At 65.0% G+C, this 22,278-nt stretch carries 19 protein-coding genes; 9 read left to right on the top strand and 10 right to left on the bottom strand.

Going from position 1 to position 22,278, the window contains the following annotated elements:
- Nucleotides 1-25: 25 nt before the first annotated feature.
- On the top strand, nucleotides 26-469 hold the full coding sequence (locus C935_RS0106215; protein WP_018861657.1) for a glutathione S-transferase N-terminal domain-containing protein: 444 nt from the start codon (nucleotides 26-28) through the stop codon (nucleotides 467-469).
- Nucleotides 470-563: 94 nt separating this feature from the next.
- A complete protein-coding gene (locus C935_RS0106220; RefSeq protein WP_026278685.1) occupies nucleotides 564-1,433 on the top strand; it encodes an amidohydrolase family protein in 870 nt (289 codons plus the stop codon).
- Between the two features lie 63 nt (nucleotides 1,434-1,496).
- On the opposite strand, the gene C935_RS0106225 is transcribed toward C935_RS0106220, so the two are convergent.
- Together C935_RS0106225 and C935_RS0106230 are read right to left on the bottom strand one after the other, a co-directional pair.
- Nucleotides 1,497-3,407 carry a methyl-accepting chemotaxis protein gene (locus C935_RS0106225; RefSeq protein WP_018861659.1) on the bottom strand — a complete coding sequence of 637 codons (1,911 nt, stop codon included), beginning with the start codon at nucleotides 3,405-3,407 and terminating at the stop codon, nucleotides 1,497-1,499.
- A gap of 132 nt (nucleotides 3,408-3,539) precedes the next feature.
- Nucleotides 3,540-5,069 (bottom strand): DASS family sodium-coupled anion symporter, encoded by a 1,530-nt coding sequence (locus C935_RS0106230; protein ID WP_018861660.1) that lies wholly within the window; start codon nucleotides 5,067-5,069, stop codon nucleotides 3,540-3,542.
- 157 nt (nucleotides 5,070-5,226) lie between these two features.
- Between C935_RS0106230 and C935_RS0106235 the strand changes: the two genes are divergently transcribed.
- From C935_RS0106235 to ppk1, 4 genes are all read left to right on the top strand, one after another.
- Nucleotides 5,227-5,808, top strand: coding sequence for a superoxide dismutase (locus tag C935_RS0106235; protein ID WP_018861661.1), 582 nt, complete (start codon nucleotides 5,227-5,229; stop codon nucleotides 5,806-5,808).
- Nucleotides 5,809-5,902: 94 nt separating this feature from the next.
- On the top strand, nucleotides 5,903-7,099 hold the full coding sequence (locus tag C935_RS0106240) for an acetylornithine transaminase (protein ID WP_018861662.1): 1,197 nt from the start codon (nucleotides 5,903-5,905) through the stop codon (nucleotides 7,097-7,099).
- Nucleotides 7,096-8,010: an ornithine carbamoyltransferase gene (gene argF / locus C935_RS0106245; RefSeq protein ID WP_018861663.1), complete on the top strand. Its 915-nt coding sequence runs from the start codon at nucleotides 7,096-7,098 to the stop codon at nucleotides 8,008-8,010. Before C935_RS0106240 ends, argF begins: the two co-directional genes overlap by 4 nt.
- A gap of 76 nt (nucleotides 8,011-8,086) precedes the next feature.
- Entirely contained in the window at nucleotides 8,087-10,159 is a 2,073-nt protein-coding gene (gene ppk1, locus C935_RS0106250; RefSeq protein ID WP_018861664.1) for a polyphosphate kinase 1, read from the top strand.
- On the opposite strand, the gene C935_RS0106255 is transcribed toward ppk1, so the two are convergent.
- Genes C935_RS0106255 through egtD form a run of 3 tightly spaced genes read right to left on the bottom strand, consistent with a single transcriptional unit; the run spans nucleotide 10,152 to nucleotide 13,177 of the window.
- Nucleotides 10,152-11,651 (bottom strand): Ppx/GppA phosphatase family protein, encoded by a 1,500-nt coding sequence (locus C935_RS0106255; RefSeq protein WP_018861665.1) that lies wholly within the window; start codon nucleotides 11,649-11,651, stop codon nucleotides 10,152-10,154. The two genes, ppk1 and C935_RS0106255, sit on opposite strands and share 8 nt — an antisense overlap.
- Nucleotides 11,652-12,143, bottom strand: coding sequence for a histidine phosphatase family protein (locus tag C935_RS0106260; RefSeq protein WP_018861666.1), 492 nt, complete (start codon nucleotides 12,141-12,143; stop codon nucleotides 11,652-11,654).
- Between the two features lie 23 nt (nucleotides 12,144-12,166).
- Entirely contained in the window at nucleotides 12,167-13,177 is a 1,011-nt protein-coding gene (gene egtD / locus C935_RS0106265) for an L-histidine N(alpha)-methyltransferase (protein WP_018861667.1), read from the bottom strand.
- Between the two features lie 74 nt (nucleotides 13,178-13,251).
- Between egtD and egtC the strand changes: the two genes are divergently transcribed.
- The 3 genes from egtC (at nucleotide 13,252) to C935_RS0106280 (ending at nucleotide 16,002) form a co-directional block, all read left to right on the top strand.
- On the top strand, nucleotides 13,252-14,034 hold the full coding sequence (gene egtC / locus C935_RS0106270) for an ergothioneine biosynthesis protein EgtC (protein ID WP_018861668.1): 783 nt from the start codon (nucleotides 13,252-13,254) through the stop codon (nucleotides 14,032-14,034).
- A gap of 65 nt (nucleotides 14,035-14,099) precedes the next feature.
- Nucleotides 14,100-15,251 (top strand): SUMF1/EgtB/PvdO family nonheme iron enzyme, encoded by a 1,152-nt coding sequence (locus C935_RS0106275; RefSeq protein ID WP_018861669.1) that lies wholly within the window; start codon nucleotides 14,100-14,102, stop codon nucleotides 15,249-15,251.
- A 19-nt stretch (nucleotides 15,252-15,270) separates the two neighbouring features.
- On the top strand, nucleotides 15,271-16,002 hold the full coding sequence (locus C935_RS0106280; protein ID WP_018861670.1) for an SIMPL domain-containing protein: 732 nt from the start codon (nucleotides 15,271-15,273) through the stop codon (nucleotides 16,000-16,002).
- A gap of 18 nt (nucleotides 16,003-16,020) precedes the next feature.
- Here the strand turns inward: C935_RS0106280 and C935_RS0106285 are convergent, their stop codons facing one another.
- The 5 genes from C935_RS0106285 to C935_RS0106305 all read right to left on the bottom strand — a co-directional run bounded on the left by C935_RS0106285 (nucleotide 16,021) and on the right by C935_RS0106305 (nucleotide 22,227).
- Nucleotides 16,021-16,707 (bottom strand): hypothetical protein, encoded by a 687-nt coding sequence (locus C935_RS0106285; protein ID WP_018861671.1) that lies wholly within the window; start codon nucleotides 16,705-16,707, stop codon nucleotides 16,021-16,023.
- An 84-nt stretch (nucleotides 16,708-16,791) separates the two neighbouring features.
- Entirely contained in the window at nucleotides 16,792-18,042 is a 1,251-nt protein-coding gene (gene flgL / locus C935_RS0106290; protein ID WP_018861672.1) for a flagellar hook-associated protein FlgL, read from the bottom strand.
- A 26-nt stretch (nucleotides 18,043-18,068) separates the two neighbouring features.
- Complete coding sequence (flgK, locus tag C935_RS0106295; protein WP_018861673.1) at nucleotides 18,069-19,991, bottom strand: flagellar hook-associated protein FlgK; 1,923 nt, start codon at nucleotides 19,989-19,991, stop codon at nucleotides 18,069-18,071.
- Between the two features lie 56 nt (nucleotides 19,992-20,047).
- Nucleotides 20,048-21,103 (bottom strand): flagellar assembly peptidoglycan hydrolase FlgJ, encoded by a 1,056-nt coding sequence (gene flgJ, locus C935_RS0106300; RefSeq protein WP_018861674.1) that lies wholly within the window; start codon nucleotides 21,101-21,103, stop codon nucleotides 20,048-20,050.
- Nucleotides 21,103-22,227 carry a flagellar basal body P-ring protein FlgI gene (locus C935_RS0106305; protein ID WP_018861675.1) on the bottom strand — a complete coding sequence of 375 codons (1,125 nt, stop codon included), beginning with the start codon at nucleotides 22,225-22,227 and terminating at the stop codon, nucleotides 21,103-21,105. Before C935_RS0106305 ends, flgJ begins: the two co-directional genes overlap by 1 nt.
- Nucleotides 22,228-22,278 lie beyond the last annotated feature (51 nt).

Genomic DNA, 22,278 nt, shown 5'->3' on the forward strand with positions numbered 1-22,278 from the left:
GGGGGCTTGTGGCATCCTTTCGCGCATGCGATTTCTGATCCGATGGTTTTTTCGTGGCGTACGCCTGATCCTCACCCCATTCATGCTGATTGGCGAGCGCCTGTCGCGTCCGCGCGGCATCGAGCGCGACCCCGCCGACCAGGCCCGCGTTGACGAACAGACGCGGCAGCTCGCGCTTTATCATTTCCCGGCCTGCCCTTTCTGCATCCGGGCACGGCGCACCATGCAGCGCCTTTCCCTGAATATCGAACTGCGCAACGCCCAGGCGGCCGGCCCGCACCGCGAGGAACTGCAAACCGAGGGCGGCAAACTGCAGGTCCCCTGCCTGCGAATCGAGGAACCCGACGGCCAGGTGCGCTGGCTGTACGAGTCGGACGTGATCGGCGAATACCTGCGCGAGCGCTTCGACCCGAACCGCCAGGATGGCAACTCCAAGGATGCTGCGGTATCCGGTGACTCCCGCACCTGACGGTGACGCCCGGAAACTTGGGCCACGACTCCAGATCTGGCGGCACGACGCGGTATAAGATTGGGGTTCCGTACGTACCCTAGGATCCCACTGGATGGCTGCCCCGACCCGCTCTCAAATACTGCCCCGTCTTTTCATTCTGCCGGCCGCGACTCTATTGCTTGGCTCGCTGCTTGGCGCCGCCTCTGCCCAGGCACTTGAACCCCTGTTCGATGCCCACCTGCACTACCGCGACCGGCAGATGGAACACTTCCCGCCGGAGGCCGTCGCGCGCACGCTAGAGGAGAATTCGATCCAGTCCGCGATCGTGATGGCACCGCGCGCAAAGCTGATCGAGGCGCTGGAAACGGAGGTGGATGCACGGATCGTCCCGTTCCTCGAGATCTCCCAGCGTCTGGGGCGCAAGATGGACTGGATGTACGAGGACGGTCTGCGGGAACAGGTCGAGACCATACTCGACCGAAGCTGCATCCAGTGGCGCGGGATCGGGGAATTGCACATCCAGGCCGACGACCGCTTTGCCCACGGCTTCGAGGACCTGCTGGAACTGGCAGTCGAACGCGATTTGTGGATCGTGATCCATGGCGATCCGGCCGTGATCGACCATGCCTACGCCATCCAGCCCGAGGTACGCATCCTCTGGGCGCACGCCGGTTCCTACGCCTACCCGCCACTGGTGCGTGACTATCTGGACCGGCACCCCAACATGGTCATGGATGTCTCCATGCGCAATCCGCGCATCAACCCAGCCGGCATCATCGACGCCGACTGGTTCGAGCTGTTCCTCGACTATCCGGACCGCTTCCTGATCGGCAACGACACCTTCAGCCTGGCCCGCTGGGAGCACTTTACCGTGCTGAAGGACGGCACACGGGACTGGCTCGAACAACTGCCGCCCAACGTCCAGCGCATGATCGCCCGGGAGAACGGCGAGCGCCTGTTTCCGCCCGCCGAGAGCCGGTAACCCGGCCACAAAAAAGCCCGGGACCGTTTCCGGACCCGGGCTCAACGTCGGACGGCTCGAGGCTTACACCTTGAACTGCCCCACTCGCTGCTGCTGTTCGGAGGCCAGCTTGGACAGCTCCTCCGAGGCATTGCGGATCTGTTCCGATCCGGCCGCGGTCTGATCCAGCACCTCAGTCACGTTGGCGACGTTGCGGTTGATCTCCTCGGCCACCGTCGACTGCTCCTCGGCGGCACTGGCGATCTGCGTGTTCATGTCGCTGATGCGGGTGACCGACTGGGTGATCGCGGTCAGCGATTCGCCCGCCAGATTGACCTGCTCCACGCTCTGATGCGCCTTGGAACGGCCATCTTCCATCGCCTGCACCGCCTCGCGGGTACCGCTTTGCACCCGCTCGATCATCTGCTGGATCTCGTGGGTCGAGTCCTGCGTGCGACTGGCCAGGGTCCGGACTTCGTCGGCGACCACCGCGAAACCGCGACCCTGTTCGCCCGCACGCGCCGCCTCGATCGCCGCATTCAGCGCCAGCAGGTTGGTCTGGTCGGCGATGTCGCCGATCACTTCCAGGACCTTGTTGATCTCCTCGGCATCCTGCGACAGACGGCTGACCACGTCGGCAGCACCATCGACCTGCTGCGACAGCGCATTGATCGCGGCCACGGTGCGCTGCACCACCTGCTGACCCTCGTTGGCGTCCTGGTCGGTGTTCTGAGCCGCGGCGGCGGCGTCCGCCGCGTTGCGGGCCACCTCCTGCACCGTTGCCGTCATCTCGTTCATGGCCGTGGCCACCTGATCGATCTCCGACTTCTGCCGCCGCACCTGCTCGTTGGTTTGCTCGCTGGTGGCGGACAGCTCGTTCGCTGCCGCGGCAACCTGATCGCCACCGGCCGCAACCGTGGACACGAGGCCCCGGATCTTCGTGACGAAGTTGTTGAACGCCTCCGCCAGCTCTCCGAGTTCGTTCTTTCCAGAGACCTCCAGCGTACGGGTCAGGTCGCCCTCGCCTCCCGCGATATCGTTCAGGCGGGCCACCGTGCGGTTCAGGGGACGAACGATGCTGCGAGTCAGGAGCCAGGCCAGGAGCGCACCAAGCGCCACGGCAATCACGCCGACCGCAACCACGGTACCGGTCGCATTGCGTGCCATCGCCACATATGCGCTACGGTCCACCATGACCTCAAGCACACCCACTACATCACCGGAGAAGTCTGTAACGGGACGCGCCACCACGGCCATGGGGGTACCTTCATAGGTCACGTTGCGCACCAACTCTTCGCCCTCCATGACCTCACGCATTTCGGCATCACTGAAGGTCGGATCACCACTGATCGTGCCGCGGAAACGGCTGAACGAACGGCCATCGCGCAGATAAAGCGCGACCGGCGAGTTCGTATCCGCAGTGAATTCCTCGAAGAAGGAGTCGCCGAACGACAGACCAAACTCCACCGAGCCGACGTGGTCGCCGTTGTGTTCGATGGGCACAACCCCGCGAATGCCGAGACCCGCCACGCCTTCCTCAAGCCCCGAGATCGGGGTGCGCTTCTCGTTGGTGTCGACCACCGTCTGGCGGAAATCGGACAGGTCGTCACCATAGTTGTCGGGCGAGTGCACGCGCAGGAACGACGTCGCCGGTGGGGTGTGGAACTGGTATTGATGCACCCCGTAGCGCTCGCTCAGCGATGCGAAACTCGGGACGGTCATCTCGGCCAGGCGCTCGCGATCGCCCGCCGCCATCGCCTCCTCAATGTCGGGGATCTTCGCCACGGTTTCCGCCATCGCAGTGGCCCGCGCGGCCTCCTGGTCCAGCCGGCCGACCAGCTGCGCGGCCAGATCAGTCAGCTCGCGCTGTTCGGCACGGTCGGCCATGGTGCCAAGGCTGTTCATCACGACCACGAGCGTCAGGATCACGGCCAGCAAGACGACCGCGATGATCCCGACCATCAGCCGGACCCCGATTCGGATGTTATCGAACATGTTGAAGACTCTCCCCAAGTTAAGGCGTTGCGGACTCGCGGCATCCTTGCTGCGGCTGTTCACCGACGATAGCGGCGGCGAAGCATAAAACTTGAGGGGCGTCACAGGAAGTCGAGCACCCGGGGAGATGGCCTACTGGCCCATCAGCATCATCTCGGCAAAGGCATATACAGCGAGGGTGACCATGGCAATCGCCACCAGCGAGAGCAGTGCTCCGCCGCGCACCATGTCCACCACCCGCAGTCGGTTGCTGGCGAACACGATGGCGTTCGGTGGCGTGGCGACCGGCAGCATAAAGGCCACGGAGGCCGCGAATGCCACCGGTAGCGCAAGAAGCACGACCGGTACTTCCATGCGCATGGCCAGCGCGGCCACCAGCGGTAGCAGCGTGGCGGCCGTGGCCGTATTGCTGGTCACATGCGACAACAGCATGGTCACCACGACGGCCCCGGCGATGATCAACAAGAGGGGCCACGTCTGTGCGGCACCGAATCCTTCTGCCGCCAGCTCCGCCAGGCCGCTCGCCTCGATGGCCGAACCCAGGCTGAGACCACCGCCGACCAACAGCAGGACGCCCCAGGGCAGCTCGCGCGTGTTGTCCCAGGCCAGAAGCCGGCGCTGCTCCTGCGCTCCGGAAGGCAGCAGAAACAGCAGCCCGGCCCCCAGGATGGCAATGCCGGCATCGGTCAGGTGGATCGGCAGGACATCTTCCAGGAAGGGGCGCGACAGCCACGCCAGCGCCACCAGCAGGAAGACGCTCGCCACGCGGTACTCGGCACGCGACCACGCCCCGATCTCGGCACGCCGTTCGTCCATCATCGCCCTCAGCCCTTCCAGACGCACACGATGAACCTGGAAGACCCAGCGTGTCAGCAACCACCAGGCCAGCAGCAGCAGACCGATGGCCAGTGGCAGGCCCAGCATCATCCACTGGACAAAGCCGATCTCGATCCCGTGCCGATCGCCCAGATAGGCGGCAGTCAGCGCATTCGGTGGAGAGCCAATGATGGTCGCCATACCCCCAATATTGGCGGCGAATGCGATGCCCAGCAGGAGCGCGAGCGCGGGCCGCCGTGAACCGGAGCCGGCACCGTTTCCCGCAATTTGCGTATCGCGCTCCACCAACGCCAGGACCGACAGGGCAATCGGCAGCATCAGCGCGGCGGTCGCCGTGTTGCTGACCCACATCGACAGGCCCGCGGTCGCCAGCATGAAGGCCCCAACAAGGAGATGCAGGCGATCACCAGCACGGCCGACGATCGAAAGAGCAATGCGCTGATGGAGCCCCCAGCGCTGCACCGCCAGCGCGATCGCAAAGCCCCCCATGAACAGAAAGATGATGGGATTGGCATAGGGCGCGGTGGCCTCGTCCATCGGCATCACGCCCAGCAGTGGCAGTAGTGCAATGGGCAAAAGTGCCGTCACGGGCAGCGGAAGGGCTTCGGTAATCCACCAGATGGCCATGAACAGGGTCAGGCCCAGCACCCACCAGGCCTCGCTTCCGATTCCCTCGGGAGGTGGAGCAAGCAGGAACGCCAGCATGACAAGCGGCCCCAGCACAAGCCCCACGCGGCCGCGCCAGCCGTACGCACTGCGAGGCGGGCTCCTGTCCGCTTCCGGGGTTTCGGCCGTGGTTTGTCGATCCGTATCGTGCGGGGGCATACCCTGGCTCCTTCACACTTCCGCCGACCGATAACCAAGCCACACCATCGGAAATTGCATCGCCCGGGCAACGTGACTATCGTTGACGGGTTTACTGGCATGGCCGCCAACGGTCGGCCAGCCGCAGTCTCGCATGTTTTTTTACAAGGAGTCTTTCATGGCCTACGAACTGCCCGATCTCCCCTATGCCAAGAACGCGCTGGAGCCGCACATCTCCGCCGAGACGCTGGAATACCATCACGACAAGCACCACGCGACCTACGTGACCAAGCTGAACGGCCTGCTGCCGGGCTCCGAGTTCGAGAATGCCTCGCTGGAGGACATCATCAAGAAGGCCCCGGCCGGCGGGATCTTCAACAATGGTGCCCAGGTCTGGAATCACACCTTCTATTTCAACTGCATGGGCCCGAACGGCGGCGGCGAGCCGTCCGGCAAGCTGGCTGACGCCATCAACAACGCGTTTGGCTCCTTTGATGCCTTCAAGGAGAAGTTCAACGAGGCCGCGGTCGGCAATTTTGGCTCCGGCTGGACCTGGCTGGTGCAAAATGGCGACGGTTCGGTCGAAATCGTCAACACCTCCAATGCGGCGAACCCGATGCGTGATGGCAAGACCCCGCTGCTGACCTGCGATGTCTGGGAGCATGCCTATTACATCGATTACCGCAATGCGCGTCCGAAGTATCTGGAGAATTTCTGGACCGTGGTGAACTGGGATTTCGTCGCCCAGCAGATGAAATAAGTCGCGCAAACGCGATCGGGTGCCGCCCAGGGCGGTACCCCGGGCAGAAGCCGGCGGCTCGCTCGCCGGCTTCTTCATTTGGGAGAAACTTACGATGACTGACGTCCTGCAGAACACTTACAGCCGTCTGCCGGTCGCCTTCGAACGGGGGGAAGGCGCCTGGCTCTGGGATACCGAGGGCAATCGCTACCTTGATGCCCTGTCCGGCATTGCGGTCTGCGGCCTTGGACACGCTCACCCGAAAGTGGCGCATGCGATCTGCGACCAGGCCCAGACGCTGGTACATACCTCGAACCTGTTCCGCATCCCCTTGCAAGAGCAGCTGGCGCGCCGGCTGTGTGCACTGTCCGACATGAACCAGGCCTTCTTCTGCAACTCTGGCGCAGAGGCCAACGAAGCGGCGATCAAGCTGGCTCGCCTGCATGCCCGCCGCCGGGGTGTCGAAAAGCCCAAGGTCATTGTGATGCATGGCAGCTTCCACGGCCGCACCCTTGCAACCCTGTCGGCCACCGGCAACGAAAAGATCCACGCCGGCTTCGAGCCTCTGGTGGAAGGGTTTGTGCACATACCCCATGGTGACGCCGACGCTGTCGAGGCCCTGGCGAACGATCCGGACGTGGTCGCCATCCTGGTGGAGCCCATCACCGGTGAAGGCGGCATCCACGTACCCCCGCCCGGATATCTGAGACGCCTGCGCGAGCTGGCCGACCAGTACGACTGGCTGCTGATGCTGGACGAAATCCAGGCCGGGATCGGCCGCACCGGACACTGGTTTGCATTCCAGCACGAAGGCATCACGCCCGACGTCGTGTCACTCGCCAAGGGTCTGGGTAACGGCATCCCGATCGGGGCCAACCTGGTGGCCGGCCGTGCGTCCGGACTGTTCACGCCAGGTACCCACGGCACCACCTTCGGCGGCAATCCGCTGGTCTGCCGGGCGGCCCTGGCCGTGCTCGATGTGATGCAGGACGAGGGCCTGTGCGAGGAGGCCGCACGTCAGGGCGAAACCCTGCGTCGGCGACTGGCCGACCGGCTGGAGGGCAAGGCCGGGGTGGTCGCCGTGCGCGGCCGAGGCCTGATGATCGGCGTCGAACTGGATCGCCCTGCCGGGTCCCTGGTCCAGGCGGCTTTGGCCGAGGGGCTGATCCTCAACGTGACGGCGCAGCGAGTGATCCGGCTACTCCCGCCACTCATTGTGGACGACGCCCAGGTCGAGCAGATCGCCAGCACCGTGGCCGCGCTGGTCGACTCGCTGCTCGCGTCCGAAGTATCCCAGGAGGCACAGGCATGAAACCCCGCCATTTCCTGTCGTTCAAAGACCTCTCCGCGGACGAGACGCGCGCCGTGCTGGCACGTGCCGTCGAACTGAAGCGCCAGACCCACGCGGGCGAGCACCACGACACCATCCTGCGCGGCAAGACGCTGGGGATGATCTTCGAGAAGTCCTCCACCCGGACGCGCGTCTCGTTCGAGGTCGGCATGCAGCAGTTGGGCGGCAACGCCCTGTTCCTCTCCCCCCGCGACACGCAGCTGGGCCGCGGGGAGCCGATCGAGGACACCGCCCGCGTTCTTTCGCGCATGATCGACTGCGTGATGATCCGCACTTACGAACACGAGAAGATTGAGTTGTTCGCCCAGCACTCCTCGGTCCCCGTGATCAACGGCCTGACCGACCGGGAGCACCCCGCGCAGCTCCTGGCCGACCTGCAGACCTACCTGGAGCACCGGGGCGATATCCGGGGCAAGCGCGTGGCCTGGATTGGCGATGGCAACAACATGTGCCACAGCTACATGTATGCGGCTCACCTGCTGGACTTTCAGCTGGTGGCGGCCTGTCCCGAGGGCTACGACCCGGAAGAGGATGTCGTAGAGGCCACGCGCGACCATTTCGAGCTCACGCGCGATGCGCGCGCGGCGGCCGAGGGCGCGGACCTCGTGGTCACCGATGTCTGGGCCAGCATGGGCCAGGAACAGGAGAAGAGTGCCCGCCGCCGGGCCTTTGCCGGGTTCTTCGTGGACGCCGACCTGATGCGTCTGGCCAACGACGACGCCCTGTTCATGCACTGCCTGCCCGCGCACCGCGAGGAAGAGGTCTCCACCGAAGTCCTCGAAGGCCCGCAAAGCGTGGTCTGGGACGAGGCGGAAAACCGCCTGCATGCACAGAAGGCCCTGATGGAATTCCTGCTGACCCGCGGCAGCTGATCCAGAGCCGGCCCCGTCACGAAACTGACATAATGCCCGCATACACTCCGGCCCCACATTCTGGCCGGAGTCATGCATGCCGGATACCGACGTGACCGATACCGAGCTCTTCCTCAACCGCGAGCTGTCACTGCTGGAGTTCAACCGGCGCGTGCTGGATCTGGCGCGCGATCCGGACTTTCCCCTGCTGGAGCGCCTGCGCTACTTGAGCATCTCCTCCACCAATCTCGACGAGTTCTTCGAGGTCCGCGTGGGCTCGCTGCGCCAACAGATCGACCTGAACGTCCAGACGCCCGGACCGGACGGCCTGTCCGCGCCCGAGCAGTTGCGCCAGATCGCGCCCCGGGCCCACGCCCTGGTCGACGACCAGTATCGCGCACTCAACGACGAACTGATCCCGGCGCTGGCCGAGGAAGGCATCCATTTTGTGCGTCGCTCACACTGGAGCGAGCAGCAGAAGGCCTGGGTACGCCAGTTTTTTCACGAGCAGCTGCAGCCGGTCCTGAGCCCGATCGGGCTCGACCCCGCACACCCATTCCCGCGCATCCTGAACAAGAGCCTGAACTTTATCGTCACGCTCAAGGGCAAGGATGCGTTCGGCCGCGAGTCCGGGCGCGCTGTGGTCCAGGCGCCACGCTCGCTCCCGCGCCTGGTAAAGCTCCCGCGCGAAGTGGCTAGCGGCGATTCCGATTTCGTGCTGCTGTCGTCCATCCTGCACGCCCATGTCGGCGAGCTGTTCAAGGGCATGAAGGTCACCGGCTGCTACCAGTTCCGGCTGACCCGCAACTCTGATCTGTTCGTGCAAGAAGAAGAGATCGACGACCTGCTGAACGCCCTGGAGGGGGAGTTGCCAAGCCGCAACTACGGCGCCGGGGTACGTCTGGAAGTCGCGGACAACTGCCCGGACGAGGCTGCCCAGTTTCTGCTGCAGGAATTCCATCTGGAGGCGGACGACCTCTACCAGGTCACCGGTCTGGTCAATCTGAACCGCATGATGGCCGTGTACGACCTGGTCGACCGACCCGATCTCAAGTTTCCCCCGTTCATCCCCGCCCTGCCGCGCACGGAAGCCAGCGGAGAAAGCATTTTTGCCTCCATACGCGAGCAGGACCTGCTGCTGCATCATCCCTACCAGTCGTTCATGCCAGTGGTGGATTTCCTGCGCCAGGCCGCCAGCGACCCGCGCGTGCTGGCGATCAAGCAGACGCTTTATCGCACGGGTACCCAGTCGCCGCTGGTGGAGACGCTGATCGAGGCCGCACAGTCAGGCAAGGAAGTGACGGTGGTCATCGAGCTGCGCGCCCGCTTCGACGAGGCCGACAACATCGAGCTGGCCAACCGCATGCAGGATGCGGGCGTGCATGTGACCTACGGGGTGGTCGGCTACAAGACGCATGCGAAGCTCGCGCTGGTGGTGCGTCGTAACGGCGACAAGCTCGTGCGCTACGCCCACCTGGGCACGGGCAACTACCACTCGGGCACCGCCAAGGCCTATACCGATTACGGCCTGCTGACGGCCGATCCGGTCCTCACTGAGGACGTCCATCGCGTGTTTCAGCAGCTCACGGGCCTTGGCAAGGTGGAGCGCCTGCGCGAGCTGATCCAGGCGCCTTTCCGTCTGCACGATGCGATGTGCGAGAAGATCGAACGCGAGGCCGAGAACGCGCGCGAAGGCCGCCCCGCGCGGATCGTCGCGCGAATGAACTCGCTGAACGAGACCGGCATCATCCAGGCGCTTTATTACGCATCACAGGCGGGCGTGAAGATTCAGCTGATCGTGCGCGGCATCTGCAGTCTGCGACCCGGCGTGCCGGGCATCTCCGAGAACATCGAGGTGCGCTCGGTCCTCGGCCGTTTTCTGGAGCACTCGCGGGTGTTCTATTTCGAGAACGGGGGCGAGCCCGAGCTGTATCTGTCCAGCGCCGACTGGATGCCCCGCAACTTCTTCCGCCGCGTGGAAGTCGCCTTTCCGATTCGCGACGCCGTCATGCGGGAGCGCGTTGCGGAGGAGTCGCTGTTCAACTACCTGCGGGACACCGCCAGCGCCTGGACCCTGCAGCCCGACGGGAGTTACCAGCGGGTCGAGCCGCCCACGGACGAGCCCCCCCATTCCGCACAACAGCAGTTGCTCACGACCCTCGCTAGCTGAACGCCAGCTCCAGGTCGTGGCGCGCCCACTGCCCGGCCTCCTCCTCCAGATCTGCTCGCGTCAGCGGATGCGCATCCAGCCAGCCCGCGGCAAAACCCAGCACCAGCCCGCGCTCGCGCGCCTCGATCCGTTCCAGTGGCGGGGGCTCCGGCGCACGCGAACGATGCAGCAGCACTGCCAGTCGCAGCAGACTGGCTAGACGCAACAGGGGCTCGACCCGCGCCTGACGTACGTCATTCAGCAGCTTCGGCTTGAACGCGCGGCGGTGCAGGCGCACCAGCAGCGCCAGCTCGTGCTGCTCGGGTTGCGAGAAGCCCGGCAGATCGGCCCAGTTGAGGATGTATTCGCCATGCTTGTGATACTTGCTGTGCGCGAGTGCCAGCCCCACCTCGTGCAGCTCGGCCGCCCAGTCCAGACGCTCGCCGTCACTCTCGTCCAACCCCCAGCGGGCCCGGACCGCCCCCAGCAGGCGTGCCGCCATAGCCTGTACCCGCGCGGCCTGAGCCTCGTCCACCGCAAAACGACGGCGCAGGTTGTGAATCGTCAGACCACGGACATCCTCGTGCCGGAATCGGCCCAGCAGATCGTGGATGACCCCCTCGCGCAGTGCACCATCCGAAGGATGCAACCGCTCGATCCCCAGCGCCTCGAACGCCCCGCTCAGCACTGCCAGCCCGCCCGCAATCACCGGAACCCGGTCTTCGGACAGCCCCGGCAGGTCCAGCTTGTCCAGGCGCCCGACTTCGATCATTTGATCGCGCAGGGTGCGCAACGCATCAAGCGTCATGCCCGGTGCCTCGTCAATCCCGGCCTCGCGCACAATTCGATCCAGCGCCAAGATCGTACCGGAGGCTCCCAACGCCTGATCCCACCCAGCTTCCCGGTACGTAGCGGCAATCGGTTGCAGTTCCTGGCCAGCATGCAGCTCGGCAGCGGCAAACGCCCGGGGCGTCAGGCGGCCGTCGGAGAAGTGCCTGCGGGTGAAGGTCACGCAGCCCATCTCCAGGCTCTCCGCGAGCATGGGCTGGAAGCGCTCGCCAATAACGAACTCGGTGCTGCCGCCACCGATATCCATCACCAGACGCCGCCCCTCGTCATCGGCGAGCGTATGAGCCACGCCCAGATAGATCAGCCGCGCCTCTTCACGCCCGGCGATGATCTCCACTGGATGCCCGAGCGCCTGCTCCGCGGCGGCCAGAAAACGTTGACTGTCGGCCATTTGACGCAGGGTATTGGTGCCCACGACGCGCACACTGCCCTGGCGTAGCTGGCGCAGCCGCTGGCCGAACCGTTCCAGGCAGTCCAGCGCGCGACGTTCGACCGTCGCATCAAGGCGGCCGCGGGCATCCAGACCGCTCGCCAGTCGCACCGTCTCCTTCAGGCGGTCCAACTTCAGGACCTCGCCGTCGTGACGCCGGGCCACGATCATGTGGAAGCTGTTGGACCCCAGATCGACCGCTGCGACAGTCTCGCCCTGCCCGTCCATCGCCATCTACCCGTGCTCTCCCGAGAGACCTTCCAGCACCCGGCGCGGCAACAGCCAGAGCAATTGCATTGGGCCGGGAAGACCGCCCCCCAGGGCGCAGACCGAACCCTTGCCCATATGCACCCCGGCAGCCGCGGACGGACAGCCCATCAGGCGCCCCGCCAGCGAGGAGAGGTCCGGCTCATGGCCGACCACCACCAGACTGCCGTCGGCCGGCAGCCGCGCCGCCAGGGCCTCCAGCTCCACCCCGGCCACCTGCCCAGGTGCCAGCCATTTCTTCTGGCGCACCGGGACGCCCAGTGCTTCGGCGATGGGTGACGCCGTTTGACGCGCACGCAGGTAAGGGCTGGTTAGCAGTTCCACATGCCCGTAAAGCAAACCGGTCAGCGAGGCGGCCATGCGCCGGGCGCTCACCTGGCCGGCCTCGCTCAACGGCCGATCCCGGTCGGCGCCTTCCCAGTCCCCTGCGTTGCCCGCCTGGGCGTGGCGGACCAGCACGAGACGCGGGCTCCGGCTCATGCTTATGCGCCCCCCGGGGCCAGCAGGAACAGGCTGTAGGCCTCATCCGGCGCTGACCACTCCGCCACCTGTGCCAGTCCGGCGCTGGACAGCAGTTGCTGCACCATCGGGCGCGTAAACTTGCGCGAGATCTCGGTGCGAATGGACTCGCCATCGGCGAACTGGAGAGTGGTCGCGGGTTCGGAGACCTGGACGGTCTGGTCACCCTCGGCGACCAGGTGCATCTCGATGCGCGAATGCGCCTCGACGAACGGGGCGCGATGGCGGAAACCATCGGGATCAAAGTCGGCTCCCAACTCACGATTGAGGACGGACAGCAGGTTCAGGTTAAACGCTGCCGTCACACCAGCCGCGTCGTTGTAGGCCGCCTCCAGAACAGGGATGGCCTTGACCCGGTCCAGCCCGAGCAGGACCCGATCCTCCGCACCCATGGCCGCGCGAATCTGTGACAGCAGGGCGATCGCCTCCGCGTCCTCGAAATTCCCCAGGCTGCCGCCGAGAAAGCTGAACAGGCGCGGGGCCGCTGGAACGGATGTCAGCGTCGACAGGGCCGCAAGATAGTCACCACACAGGGCCTCGATCACGAGCGAAGGGAATCGTCTCAGCAGGCGCTCGGCCGCTTCGTCGAGGATCTCGCCACAGACATCATTGGCGACGTAATACGGATCGTCGACACGCTCGTTCAGCGCGGCGATCAGGTACTCGGTCTTGCGCGAGGTCCCGCTGCCGAGTTCGATCAGCGTATGGGCACCCGAAGTCTCGATGATCTCGGCCGCTCGAGATTCCAGCAGGGCGGATTCCAGACGCGTCGGGTAATACTCCGGTGTGTCACAAATGGCATCAAACAGCTGCGAACCACGGGCATCGTAGAAATACTTTGGCGGAAGCCAGCGTGGTGCCTCCAGCATGCCCTCACAAAAGTCCGCCACCAGTTCCGCATGGGGATCACGCACCTGCACCACATGACGGCTATAACGCTCCGGGAGCGGTATGGCGGGACTCTCGGGCTTCATTGGCACATCCGTGCTTCGGGGTTCCCGGCACGCTACCATGAAACTTCTGGCCTCCCAACCGCGAGTCTGCGCCAATGTGTCGCCATCTAGCCTATCTGGGCCCGCCGCTGGTACTCAGGCGGGTACTGCTGGATCCACCGCACAATCTGATCGAGCAGGCGATCGCGCCGCAGGAATTGGTCTACGCCCGGGTCAACGCGGACGGATTCGGCTTTGGCTGGTTCGGTGAAGACGGTCACGCCCGTTGCTATCGTCGCGCCGATCCCCTGTGGCAGGACCCGAACCTGCAAACGCTGGCCGATACACTGGAGGAGCCGCTCTGGATGGCAGCCATACGCAGCGCAACTCCCGGGTTTGGCGGCGATACGGTCAATGCCCAGCCCTTCTGCATGGACGGTTTGCTCTACAGCCACAACGGGCTCATTGGAGGATTCAGGCCACAGATCCGCCGCCAGGTCGAGAACCTGCTGGCGCCCGAGATCGAGGCGGGCATCCAGGGAACCACGGATTCCGAGTACCTGTTCGCCCTGGTCCGCCAGTTCCTGGCGGACGACGAGAACGCCACGCTGGAAGGCGCCCTGGGCGAGGCCTTCTCAACATTGGAAACCTGGCTGGGCGAGGACATGGCTCTGCTCAACGTCCTCCTGTCCGACGGGCGCCGGCTGGTCGCCAGTCGCCATGCGATCAACAGCCCCTGTCCCAGCCTGTACTACACCTCGGACGATGATGACTTCCCCGAGGACTCGGTAGTGGTCGCCTCGGAGCCACTGACGGACCGGGAACGCTGGCGCCCCGTTCCTTCGGGACACATCCTGATCCTGGACCCTGAAGAACCCCCGGAACTACTCGCCCTGTAGTCGCTCCACCCGGTATGAGCACCCCGAACTGCGAGCTAACCGCAACCCCTGCATCTTCCACAGACATGCTGGATGCCCTTGTCCGTCAGCACCACCGCCTCAACGCGGCACTGGAAGCGACACCGGCTCGCGTGTGGCGCAACCAGTACCACCCGGACCTCAGCCCGATCGGCTGGCATTACGCCCACTGCCACTTCATCGAGGCCGTCTGGCTACGCGAACGTATTCTGGGGCTCGTGCCACCCCGCACGCAGGACTGGCATGACCTCTATTTCCCCGAGCTGAGTCCCAAATGGCGCCGGGGTGGTCGTTTGCCCGCCCTGGATCCGCTCCTCCGATGGGGACGTGAACTCCAGTGCCGCCATCGCGACTGGCTCGCCAGCCACGCGGACATCCGCAACCATCCACTGATGGCCGACGAGTACCTCATCGGGTTTCTCGCCCAGCACCACGCGATGCATCTGGAGACTCTGGCCCAGGTACGCTGGTTTGCCCGTCTTCAGGGGCCCGTCCCTGCTCATCCGGAGCCCATCCGGCAAGAGCCCGAAGTCCCCTCGCAATCCTGGCTCGAATGGGATGCCGTACAGACCATTGTCGGCAGCGACGATGTACTGGCGTTCGACAATGAACAGCGCATTCACGGGAAAAAGCTCAACCCCTTTGCCATTCGGCGGGATCCCGTCACCAACGCTGAATGGCTGGCGTTCATCCAGGAGGACGGCTATCGCCGCCCCGAACTATGGAGTCGCGAGGGGTGGGACTGGCGCAACGCAAACGGAATCCAGGCCCCGCTCGGGTGGTTGCGGCCAGGAACCGACATTGACCTGCAGGTTCTGCCGGAGGGTACGGTCCAGCGCAACCCGAACGCCCCGGTGGTGGGCGTATCCCGCTTCGAGGCCGACGCCTTTGCGCGGTGGGCGGGCGCCCGACTGCCCCACGAACACGAATGGGAACATGCCCAGCTCGAGGGAGCCCTGCGAGGCACCGGGCGGGTTTGGGAATGGTGCGAGAATCCGTTCGCGCCCTACCCCGGGTTCCGCCCGTTCCCCTACGACGAATACTCGGCGCCCTGGTTCGACGGCCATCACTACGTGCTGCGCGGTGGAAGCGACTGGAGCGACCCCCTGCTGAAACGGCCGAGCATGCGCAACTTCTTCACCCCGGAGAAGCGCCATGTCTTTGCCGGCGTGCGCCTCGCGCGTACGATAAAACCCTGATCTCACCGGATACTGCCCCATGACCCGCACTGCTTCCCTGCGTCCCCTCCTCGCATGCCTCTGGCTCGGTGCCTGGCTGCTACTGCCGGCCGTCGCCATGGCGGATGGCAACACGACACTGACGCTTTCCGGCCACGCCGAGCGGCAGGTGGAAAACGACCGCATGACGGTACAGATGCAGGCCCAGGCCCGGGCGCCGGACGCACGCGACGCCGCCGCAACAGTCAATCGCCGTATGGAACAGGCCCTGGCTCGGGCAGAGGAGTATGACGCGGTCGAGGCCTCGACCCGCAGCTACACGACACAGGCCATCCATGACCGCAAGGAACCCGGCCAGATCACTGCCTGGGAGGTCCAGCAGACCCTGGAGCTGGTGAGCGATGATTTCGAAGGCCTCACCGAACTGGTGGGGGTCCTCCAGGGAGACGAACTAACCGTCGGGCAGATTCGCTTTTCCCTCAGCCGCGAGAAACAACAGGAGCACCGTGAGGCGTTGCTCGAGGCTGCCATGGAGGACTGGAAGGAACAGGCACGCGCGATCGCACGCTCACTGGGGGCCACTCACTTGCGCCCGGTGGAAATCGAGCTCGTCGACAGCGGCTATGACCGCCCGCAGCCGATGATGGCCATGCGTGCGATGGAGGAATCCGTCAGCCAGCCTGCACTGGAGGCCGGGACCTCCACGGTATCTGTCACCGTCCGGGCCAAAGTCGAGGCCTTGGGAGGCGAGACGCTGCGCGTCGTCCCGTAAGCGGTCTGCACCCGCTCACTACCGCGCGAGATGCAGGGCCAGTTCCCCTTCGCGCACATCGATACTCTCGATCCCGGCACGAAGGTGCTGGAAGGGCTCCAGCGCCAGCAGGTCCTCGTCTTTCAGGCCACCCAGCCATGCATCCGGCAGAGGGATGCCGGCGACGGACACGCCGACGAGTCGCGCCTGCAATTCTTCGCCCTCGGTCTCGAAGCGCACACCGGAGCGCACGTTCAGCACACGCCCGCCCATGAGCGGCACGTCCGCCGGTACGTCGATGCGCACGCGCGTGCTCACCTGCCCCGGTGTCAGGCGGACCGCCACCCGGCCGGCCAGGTCCGGATCGCGCGCGATCAGGGCATTCAACTCGCGCTCGCTGAACTGAACGATCCGGGCCTCGTCGGTTTCCTCGTAGAGCTCGGGGATCAGCGGCTCCGCGTCGGCTTCGAGATCAATAATCGGCTCACTGGGGGCCTGATCGGGGCGCGGCGCGTCGGGTGCGGAGATCGCCTGCAGCTTGGCCTCGAGCTCCACCTGCTCCTGCTCGCTCAGGATCACGGGTTTCGGCTCGCCGGACTGCAACATGACCACACCCCAGAACCCGGCCCAGATGACCGCGAGCACCAGCAGGACGATCAGATAGCGCGGGGGCCGCCCGGTGGAGCGGTACTGGATCGGGGCGGAGGGTTCCTGGGATTTGGCCATTACTAGGTCCCGTCCTTGCTGGACGCATCATGGGGATCGCAATATGGTCGCACAGACGCCCACGCGTGTGCGCAGGCGCGCTCGCTAGATAAAGTCGAACAGCGAGAGGCGGTTGACCTGCGTATAGGTCTGCTGGGCCGCCTGAAGTGCCACCTGCTGCTGGTTGAACCGGCTGATTGCCTCGGCGTAGTCCAGATCGCGAATCTGCGAGACGGCGCTTTCCAGATCCAGCAAGCGATCTTCGTTCAGCTCCTTCTGCTGATCGAACGCCTTCAGCTTGCCCCCCAGGTCGGCGCGCTGGTCGCTGAAATTTCCGAGTATGGCATCCAGATTGGCCAGGGCCGTATTGGTGGCACTGGCCAGATCGGCCCGGGCGCTGGCGGAATCGCCACTGCGCTCCAGCGCATCGATGATGCGGTCCAGGGTTTCGAACACGCTTGCGTTCTCCGCCGGCCGCGAGACCACCGCGTCGCCCGGCTCGGGCGTACCACTGATAGTGACGCTGCGTCCGGCGAACTCGATTGACTCGCGCGGCACGTAGGGATACTGAACCGGGTCGCCCTCTGCGTCTTCTTCCAGCGAAACGACGTCGCCGTCATCGTTGACGTACGTAATGGTGTAGACCAGATCGCCATCTTCGTTCTCGTCGAAGGCGATGGTGTACTCGCGATCATCCAGCTCGGAAACGCTGGTGACACCGGTTTTCTCCAGGACCATGGACCCATTGTTCTGGACGACCCCGGCCCCGACACGGCCGTCGTTCTCCGGGATATCCATGAACACGGCCGCACCATCGTGGCCCACCGCAATCTTGCGATCGGCCGAAACGGCGACCTCGCGCACACTGCCCGCGCCGGATGCACCTTCGTAGCGGATATTGCCTTCGCCATCCTGCCGGAAGGGCTGATTCTGGGACTTGGTACCGGCAAAGATGTATTCGCCATTGGGGTCTTTGGTATTGGCCATATCCAGCAGCCCGTCACGAATCTGCCGCAACTCGTCCGCCAGATACCCACGCGTCTCGCGCGTCTGGCTGTCGTTGTTGCCGGTGACCACCAACTCACGTGCCCGCTGCAGGGAATCGGTACCCTGCTGCAGCAGCGACTCCTGCTGCTGCATGCGCGGCTGCGTGTTATCCATGTTGCGCTGGAACTGCTTGGTCGCCTTGATGATGCGTTCGAACTGATTGATCTGGGTGGTCCCGCTGGGGTCGTCCGATGGCGACAGGATGCGCTTGCCAGAGCCCAGCTGCAGCGAGGTACGGCTAAGCTCGCCCTGGCCCGCCTGGATCTGGTTAATGCCGCTCTGGAAGATCTGGGTCGTGGAGATACGCATCGGGGTTCCCTCGAATTGCCAGCTGCCTAGCGGCGGAACGCGCCCAGCAGGCTGTCGAACAGCGAGTTGCTGACCTGGATCACCTGGGCGGCGGCCTGATAGGCCTGCTGGTAGCGGATCAGGTCGGCGGCCTCTTCATCCAGATTCACGCCCGAGATCGACTCGCGCTGGGCCTTGGCCTGCTCCAGCTGCGCATTCGCGGAGTCCAGCGCCACATTGGCCTGTCGCGTGCGCGTGCCGACGTTCGCGATCAGGCTGTTGTAGGCGTCGCCAAAGCCCGGGACGCGGCGCTCACCATTTTCCGTCTGGATCGTTCGGGTTTCGGACAGATCGGCCATTTCGAGCATGTTGCGGTTGTCGCCGGGCCGGTCACGGTCGAGTTCGACAACGAACTCGTCGCCCTCCTGGGGCTCCCCGGCGAGCGTGAGCTCCCAGCCGTCCATCTCGATGACCGTCGGGCCGTCATCCGCCACCGCGAACTGCTCGCCGTTGACCTCGTAGTACAGGTCGCCGTCGTCCTCCACCACCGTGACGGTCAGCGGCTCATCCAGAACGGCGGGATCGAAATCGTCGCCCGTGACCTGGATTCCCTCGATTACTGCGTCGCCTTCATTCCCGTCGACAGCGGATGCCTGCAGGGTGACCCCCGCGGCCGCGATACCCGAGGGATCATCGAGAACGACTTCGAGGTCACGCGCGCCATATCGCGTCGGCTGGATCAGCCAGTTGTCTCCCGCCTCGGCGTCGTCCAGCCCGCTTACATCCACAACCAGACCGTCCGCCTCAAGCGTATCCCCGTCCTCCGGATCCAGTTCCGCGACGACCTGGTTATTGGACAAACGCACCAGCTGGAAGTCGCCATCGTCGTTGACCCTCAGTCGGTAGTCCGAGGTGGTCAAGGCGTTGACGTCACCAAAACCGACCGTGGGCACATCGCTGGTGCTGTTACTGGAGCGGCCCCAGACTGTCGGTTCCGCAATCCCGAAGATGTCACCTCCAATCTGGCCGTCGGCATCGAGCCCCTTGGCATTCTGGTCGTTAAAGGCCTGGCCGAGCTGGGTGGCAATCTGGCCGAGCGAATTCTGCGCGGTGTCAATTACCGAGTCGCGAATCTCCAGCAGCCCCCCGAGCTCGCCCCCCTGCAGGAAACGGGTGATGTTGGCCACGCTACCACCCGACTGGAGCCCAACCTCCACCCTGCCGGGGTCGCCGGAGAAGGAATCGGCCACCAGCGACTGGTTGTTTCCGCCCAGCACCAGCGCCTGACCATTACCGATGAAGACATTCAGCGCACCATCGTCCTGCTCGACCGTCGTGACGTCGATCTTCTCCGCCAGCTGGTTCAGCACACGATCGCGCTGGTCCAGCAGATCGTTCGGTGTACCTTGAGTGCTCTTGGAGACGATCTCGCGGTTGAGTCCGGCCAGCGACTCGGCGAGCTGGTTGATCTCCTTGACGTTGGTCTCGATCTGCCCATTCAGGATGCGGCGCTGTTCCTCCAGACGCCCGTTGATGGCCTTGAAGCGTTCAGCCAGGGATTCCGCCTCGGTGAGAAAGACCGTGCGTGCGGCATTGGAGGTCGGATCATTGGCCACGTCGGAAGCCGCATCGAAGAAATCCTGCAGCACCGGCGCGAGGCCACTGGCCTCGTCCGCCAGGAGGCTGTCGATACGCTTGGCCAGATCCGCCTTCGCCTGGGCGTTGGACTGCTCGGAGATGCTCGTACGCAACTGGGTGTTGACGAAGTCATCCGAGATTCGACGAATGGCATCCACGCCCACACCCTGGCCCTGATAGGAACCACCCAGGAACTGCGGGCTCAGGTTGCCCAGTTCGGTGCGCTGACGGCTGTAGCCCTCGGTCGCGGAGTTGGCAATGTTGTTGCTGGTCGTGCCGATCGCACGCTGAAACGCCAGCAGTGCAGAGGTCCCAATACCGGAGACGCTCATACCCGGCCCCTCCCGGTCAGGCTCACCCAGCTGGATTTACGTGTCTGCGACATGGTCTACCCCTCGTCTCGGGTAACGGCCGGCTCGGCCAATGCTTGAGTCGGTGCGGAATTCACGTAGCCCGACAACTGTTCGCGCACCCGCAGCACCTTGTCCGCATAGGCGGGATCGGTCGCGTAGCCGGCGGCCTGCAACTCGCGGATGTACTGGACATCGTCGCCAGCCTGCAGAGCACGGTGATAGCGCGGGTTATTACGAATGAAATCGACATAGTCGGCGAAGGAATCCGCCGGGTCGGCATAGGCCCGGAAACGCGCCTGCTCGCGCTGGGCCACGCCATCGCGGTATTCCAGGGTGCCCACGGCGACCTGATCACCATCCCAGCGGGAATCGGCCTTGATCCCGAACAGGTTGAAGGTCGGCTGGCCGTTGTCGCGCGAGGGCACGTGGCGGCCCCAGCCCGTCTCCAGCGCACTTTGCGCCAGCAAAATTCCGGGCTCCACGCCCAGGTCGGCGGCCGCTTCCCGCGCCAGGGGTTCCAGGGTCGCGACAAACTCCGACGGGTCGCGTGGCGGCCAGTCGATCGCCAGCGGACCCGCCTCGCCGCCCAGCCGCCGGAATCCACCGGCCTGCGCCCCGGGATCATCCCGCACAGGTCGCATGGGCGCGACCGGTTCGAGCTCGCGTTGCTCGTCGGAAAAACGCCGAAAGTCCAGATCACCCCGGCGTTGCGGGAGGTCCAGGGCCGCCAGGCGCTCGGGATCCCGAAGGGTCTGTCCGTCCTGCGGCTGACTCTGCTGCGACAGCTGCTGCATCAGCACTTCGCGCAGGCCGATCCCGTCGCCCTGACTCATGGCCTTGGCGAATTCCTGATCCTGCATCTCGAGGTACATCTTGCTCTGTTCATTGTCGAACAGCCCATCGCCCAGCGAGGCCTCGCGCATCTGCTTGAGCATCTGGCCGATCAGCATCGCCTCGAACTCGCGCGCGACTGCCTCCAGCGCCTCGTCTCCCCCCGCCTGGGCCGCACGCCCGAGGTCACGCAGGCCGCTCGGATCACTGGCCAGCGCCGAGCGTGCCTGCATGGAGAGATCATGGCCGGAGGAGATCATCAGATGACCACCAGCTCCGCGCGCAGGGCGCCCGCCTCGCGCAGTGCCTCGAGGATGGCCACCAGATCACCCGGAGCCGCCCCCACGTTGTTCACCGCGCGCACGATCTCGTCCAGCGAGGTGCCGGGGTCGAACAGGAACATGGTGCTGTCATCCTGCTGGATGGCGATGTCGGTCTGCGGCTGCACTGCGGTCTCGCCCTCGGCAAAGGGCATCGGCTGCACCACCTGTGGTGCCTCGCTGATGGTGACGGTCAGGCTGCCATGGGAGACCGCTGCCGGGGTCACCTGCACGCTCGAGCCAATCACCACAGTCCCGGTGCGCGAGTTCACGATTACCCGGGCCGGGGGTGCCCCACGTTCGATGGGCAGGTTCTCCAGTTCCGCAACGAAACCCACCCGCTGATCCGGGTTCTGGGGTGCACGCACACGCACCGAAGAGCCGTCCAGCGCATGAGCCACACCGGGCCCGAAGGTATCGTTGACCGTCTCCACCAGGCGGTTGGCTGTCGTAAAGTCCGGACGGTTCAGGTTCAGGGTCACATGGTCGCCCTGGGCAAAGGCAGTCGGCACCTCGCGCTCCACCGTCGCGCCGTTCGGTATACGCCCCACGCTGGGAACGTTCACGGTGATGCGTGACCCGTCCTGCCCCTCCGCACCGAAGCCGCCCACGATCAGGTTGCCCTGGGCGATGCTGTAGGTCTGACCGTCCGCACCCTTCAGCGGCGTCATCAGCAGGGTCCCGCCCCTCAGGCTGGTCGCGTTCCCCATCGAGGAGACGGTCACATCGATGCGCTGACCGGGCTTGGAGAACGGGGGCAGGTCGGCCGTGACCATGACGGCCGCGACATTGCGCAGCTGCGGGTTGCCGGCGTCCGGGGTCAGGCCCAGCTGCCCGAGCATGTTGTTGAGGCTCTGGATGGTGAACGGCGTCTGCGTGGTCTGGTCACCTGTGCCGTCCAGCCCCACGACCAGGCCATAGCCCACCAACTGGTTCTCGCGCACGCCGAACACACTGGCCACATCCTTGACCCGCTCGGTGTAGGTGCGCTCCTGCATTGCCGCCTGTTGCTGGATCGCTGTCTGGGCCTGCGCGCCGGCAATCCCGCCTAGCAGCAGCCCCATGGCGGCAATCAAGCCGGGGAGCGCACGGCCTGCGTGGCGACGCCTGCTGTA

This window comes from Thioalkalivibrio sp. ALJ3 (genome assembly GCF_000377205.1).
GTDB lineage: Bacteria > Pseudomonadota > Gammaproteobacteria > Ectothiorhodospirales > Ectothiorhodospiraceae > Thioalkalivibrio.

What these genes read in the sequence shown, in the direction of transcription:
- flgJ (WP_018861674.1), bottom strand. Translation starts at nt 21,103, where the DNA reads ATGATCTCCTCCGGCCATGATCTCTCCATGCAGGCACGCTCGGCGCTG.
- C935_RS0106280 (WP_018861670.1), top strand. Translation starts at nt 15,271, where the DNA reads ATGACCCGCACTGCTTCCCTGCGTCCCCTCCTCGCATGCCTCTGGCTC.
- flgK (WP_018861673.1), bottom strand. Translation starts at nt 19,991, where the DNA reads ATGAGCGTCTCCGGTATTGGGACCTCTGCACTGCTGGCGTTTCAGCGT.
- egtC (WP_018861668.1), top strand. Translation starts at nt 13,252, where the DNA reads ATGTGTCGCCATCTAGCCTATCTGGGCCCGCCGCTGGTACTCAGGCGG.
- C935_RS0106225 (WP_018861659.1), bottom strand. Translation starts at nt 3,407, where the DNA reads ATGTTCGATAACATCCGAATCGGGGTCCGGCTGATGGTCGGGATCATC.
- egtD (WP_018861667.1), bottom strand. Translation starts at nt 13,177, where the DNA reads ATGAAGCCCGAGAGTCCCGCCATACCGCTCCCGGAGCGTTATAGCCGT.
- C935_RS0106215 (WP_018861657.1), top strand. Translation starts at nt 26, where the DNA reads ATGCGATTTCTGATCCGATGGTTTTTTCGTGGCGTACGCCTGATCCTC.
- C935_RS0106235 (WP_018861661.1), top strand. Translation starts at nt 5,227, where the DNA reads ATGGCCTACGAACTGCCCGATCTCCCCTATGCCAAGAACGCGCTGGAG.
- C935_RS0106220 (WP_026278685.1), top strand. Translation starts at nt 564, where the DNA reads ATGGCTGCCCCGACCCGCTCTCAAATACTGCCCCGTCTTTTCATTCTG.
- C935_RS0106240 (WP_018861662.1), top strand. Translation starts at nt 5,903, where the DNA reads ATGACTGACGTCCTGCAGAACACTTACAGCCGTCTGCCGGTCGCCTTC.
- C935_RS0106230 (WP_018861660.1), bottom strand. Translation starts at nt 5,069, where the DNA reads ATGCCCCCGCACGATACGGATCGACAAACCACGGCCGAAACCCCGGAA.
- flgL (WP_018861672.1), bottom strand. Translation starts at nt 18,042, where the DNA reads ATGCGTATCTCCACGACCCAGATCTTCCAGAGCGGCATTAACCAGATC.
- C935_RS0106305 (WP_018861675.1), bottom strand. Translation starts at nt 22,227, where the DNA reads ATGGGGCTGCTGCTAGGCGGGATTGCCGGCGCGCAGGCCCAGACAGCG.
- C935_RS0106285 (WP_018861671.1), bottom strand. Translation starts at nt 16,707, where the DNA reads ATGGCCAAATCCCAGGAACCCTCCGCCCCGATCCAGTACCGCTCCACC.
- C935_RS0106255 (WP_018861665.1), bottom strand. Translation starts at nt 11,651, where the DNA reads ATGGCGATGGACGGGCAGGGCGAGACTGTCGCAGCGGTCGATCTGGGG.
- C935_RS0106275 (WP_018861669.1), top strand. Translation starts at nt 14,100, where the DNA reads ATGCTGGATGCCCTTGTCCGTCAGCACCACCGCCTCAACGCGGCACTG.
- argF (WP_018861663.1), top strand. Translation starts at nt 7,096, where the DNA reads ATGAAACCCCGCCATTTCCTGTCGTTCAAAGACCTCTCCGCGGACGAG.
- ppk1 (WP_018861664.1), top strand. Translation starts at nt 8,087, where the DNA reads ATGCCGGATACCGACGTGACCGATACCGAGCTCTTCCTCAACCGCGAG.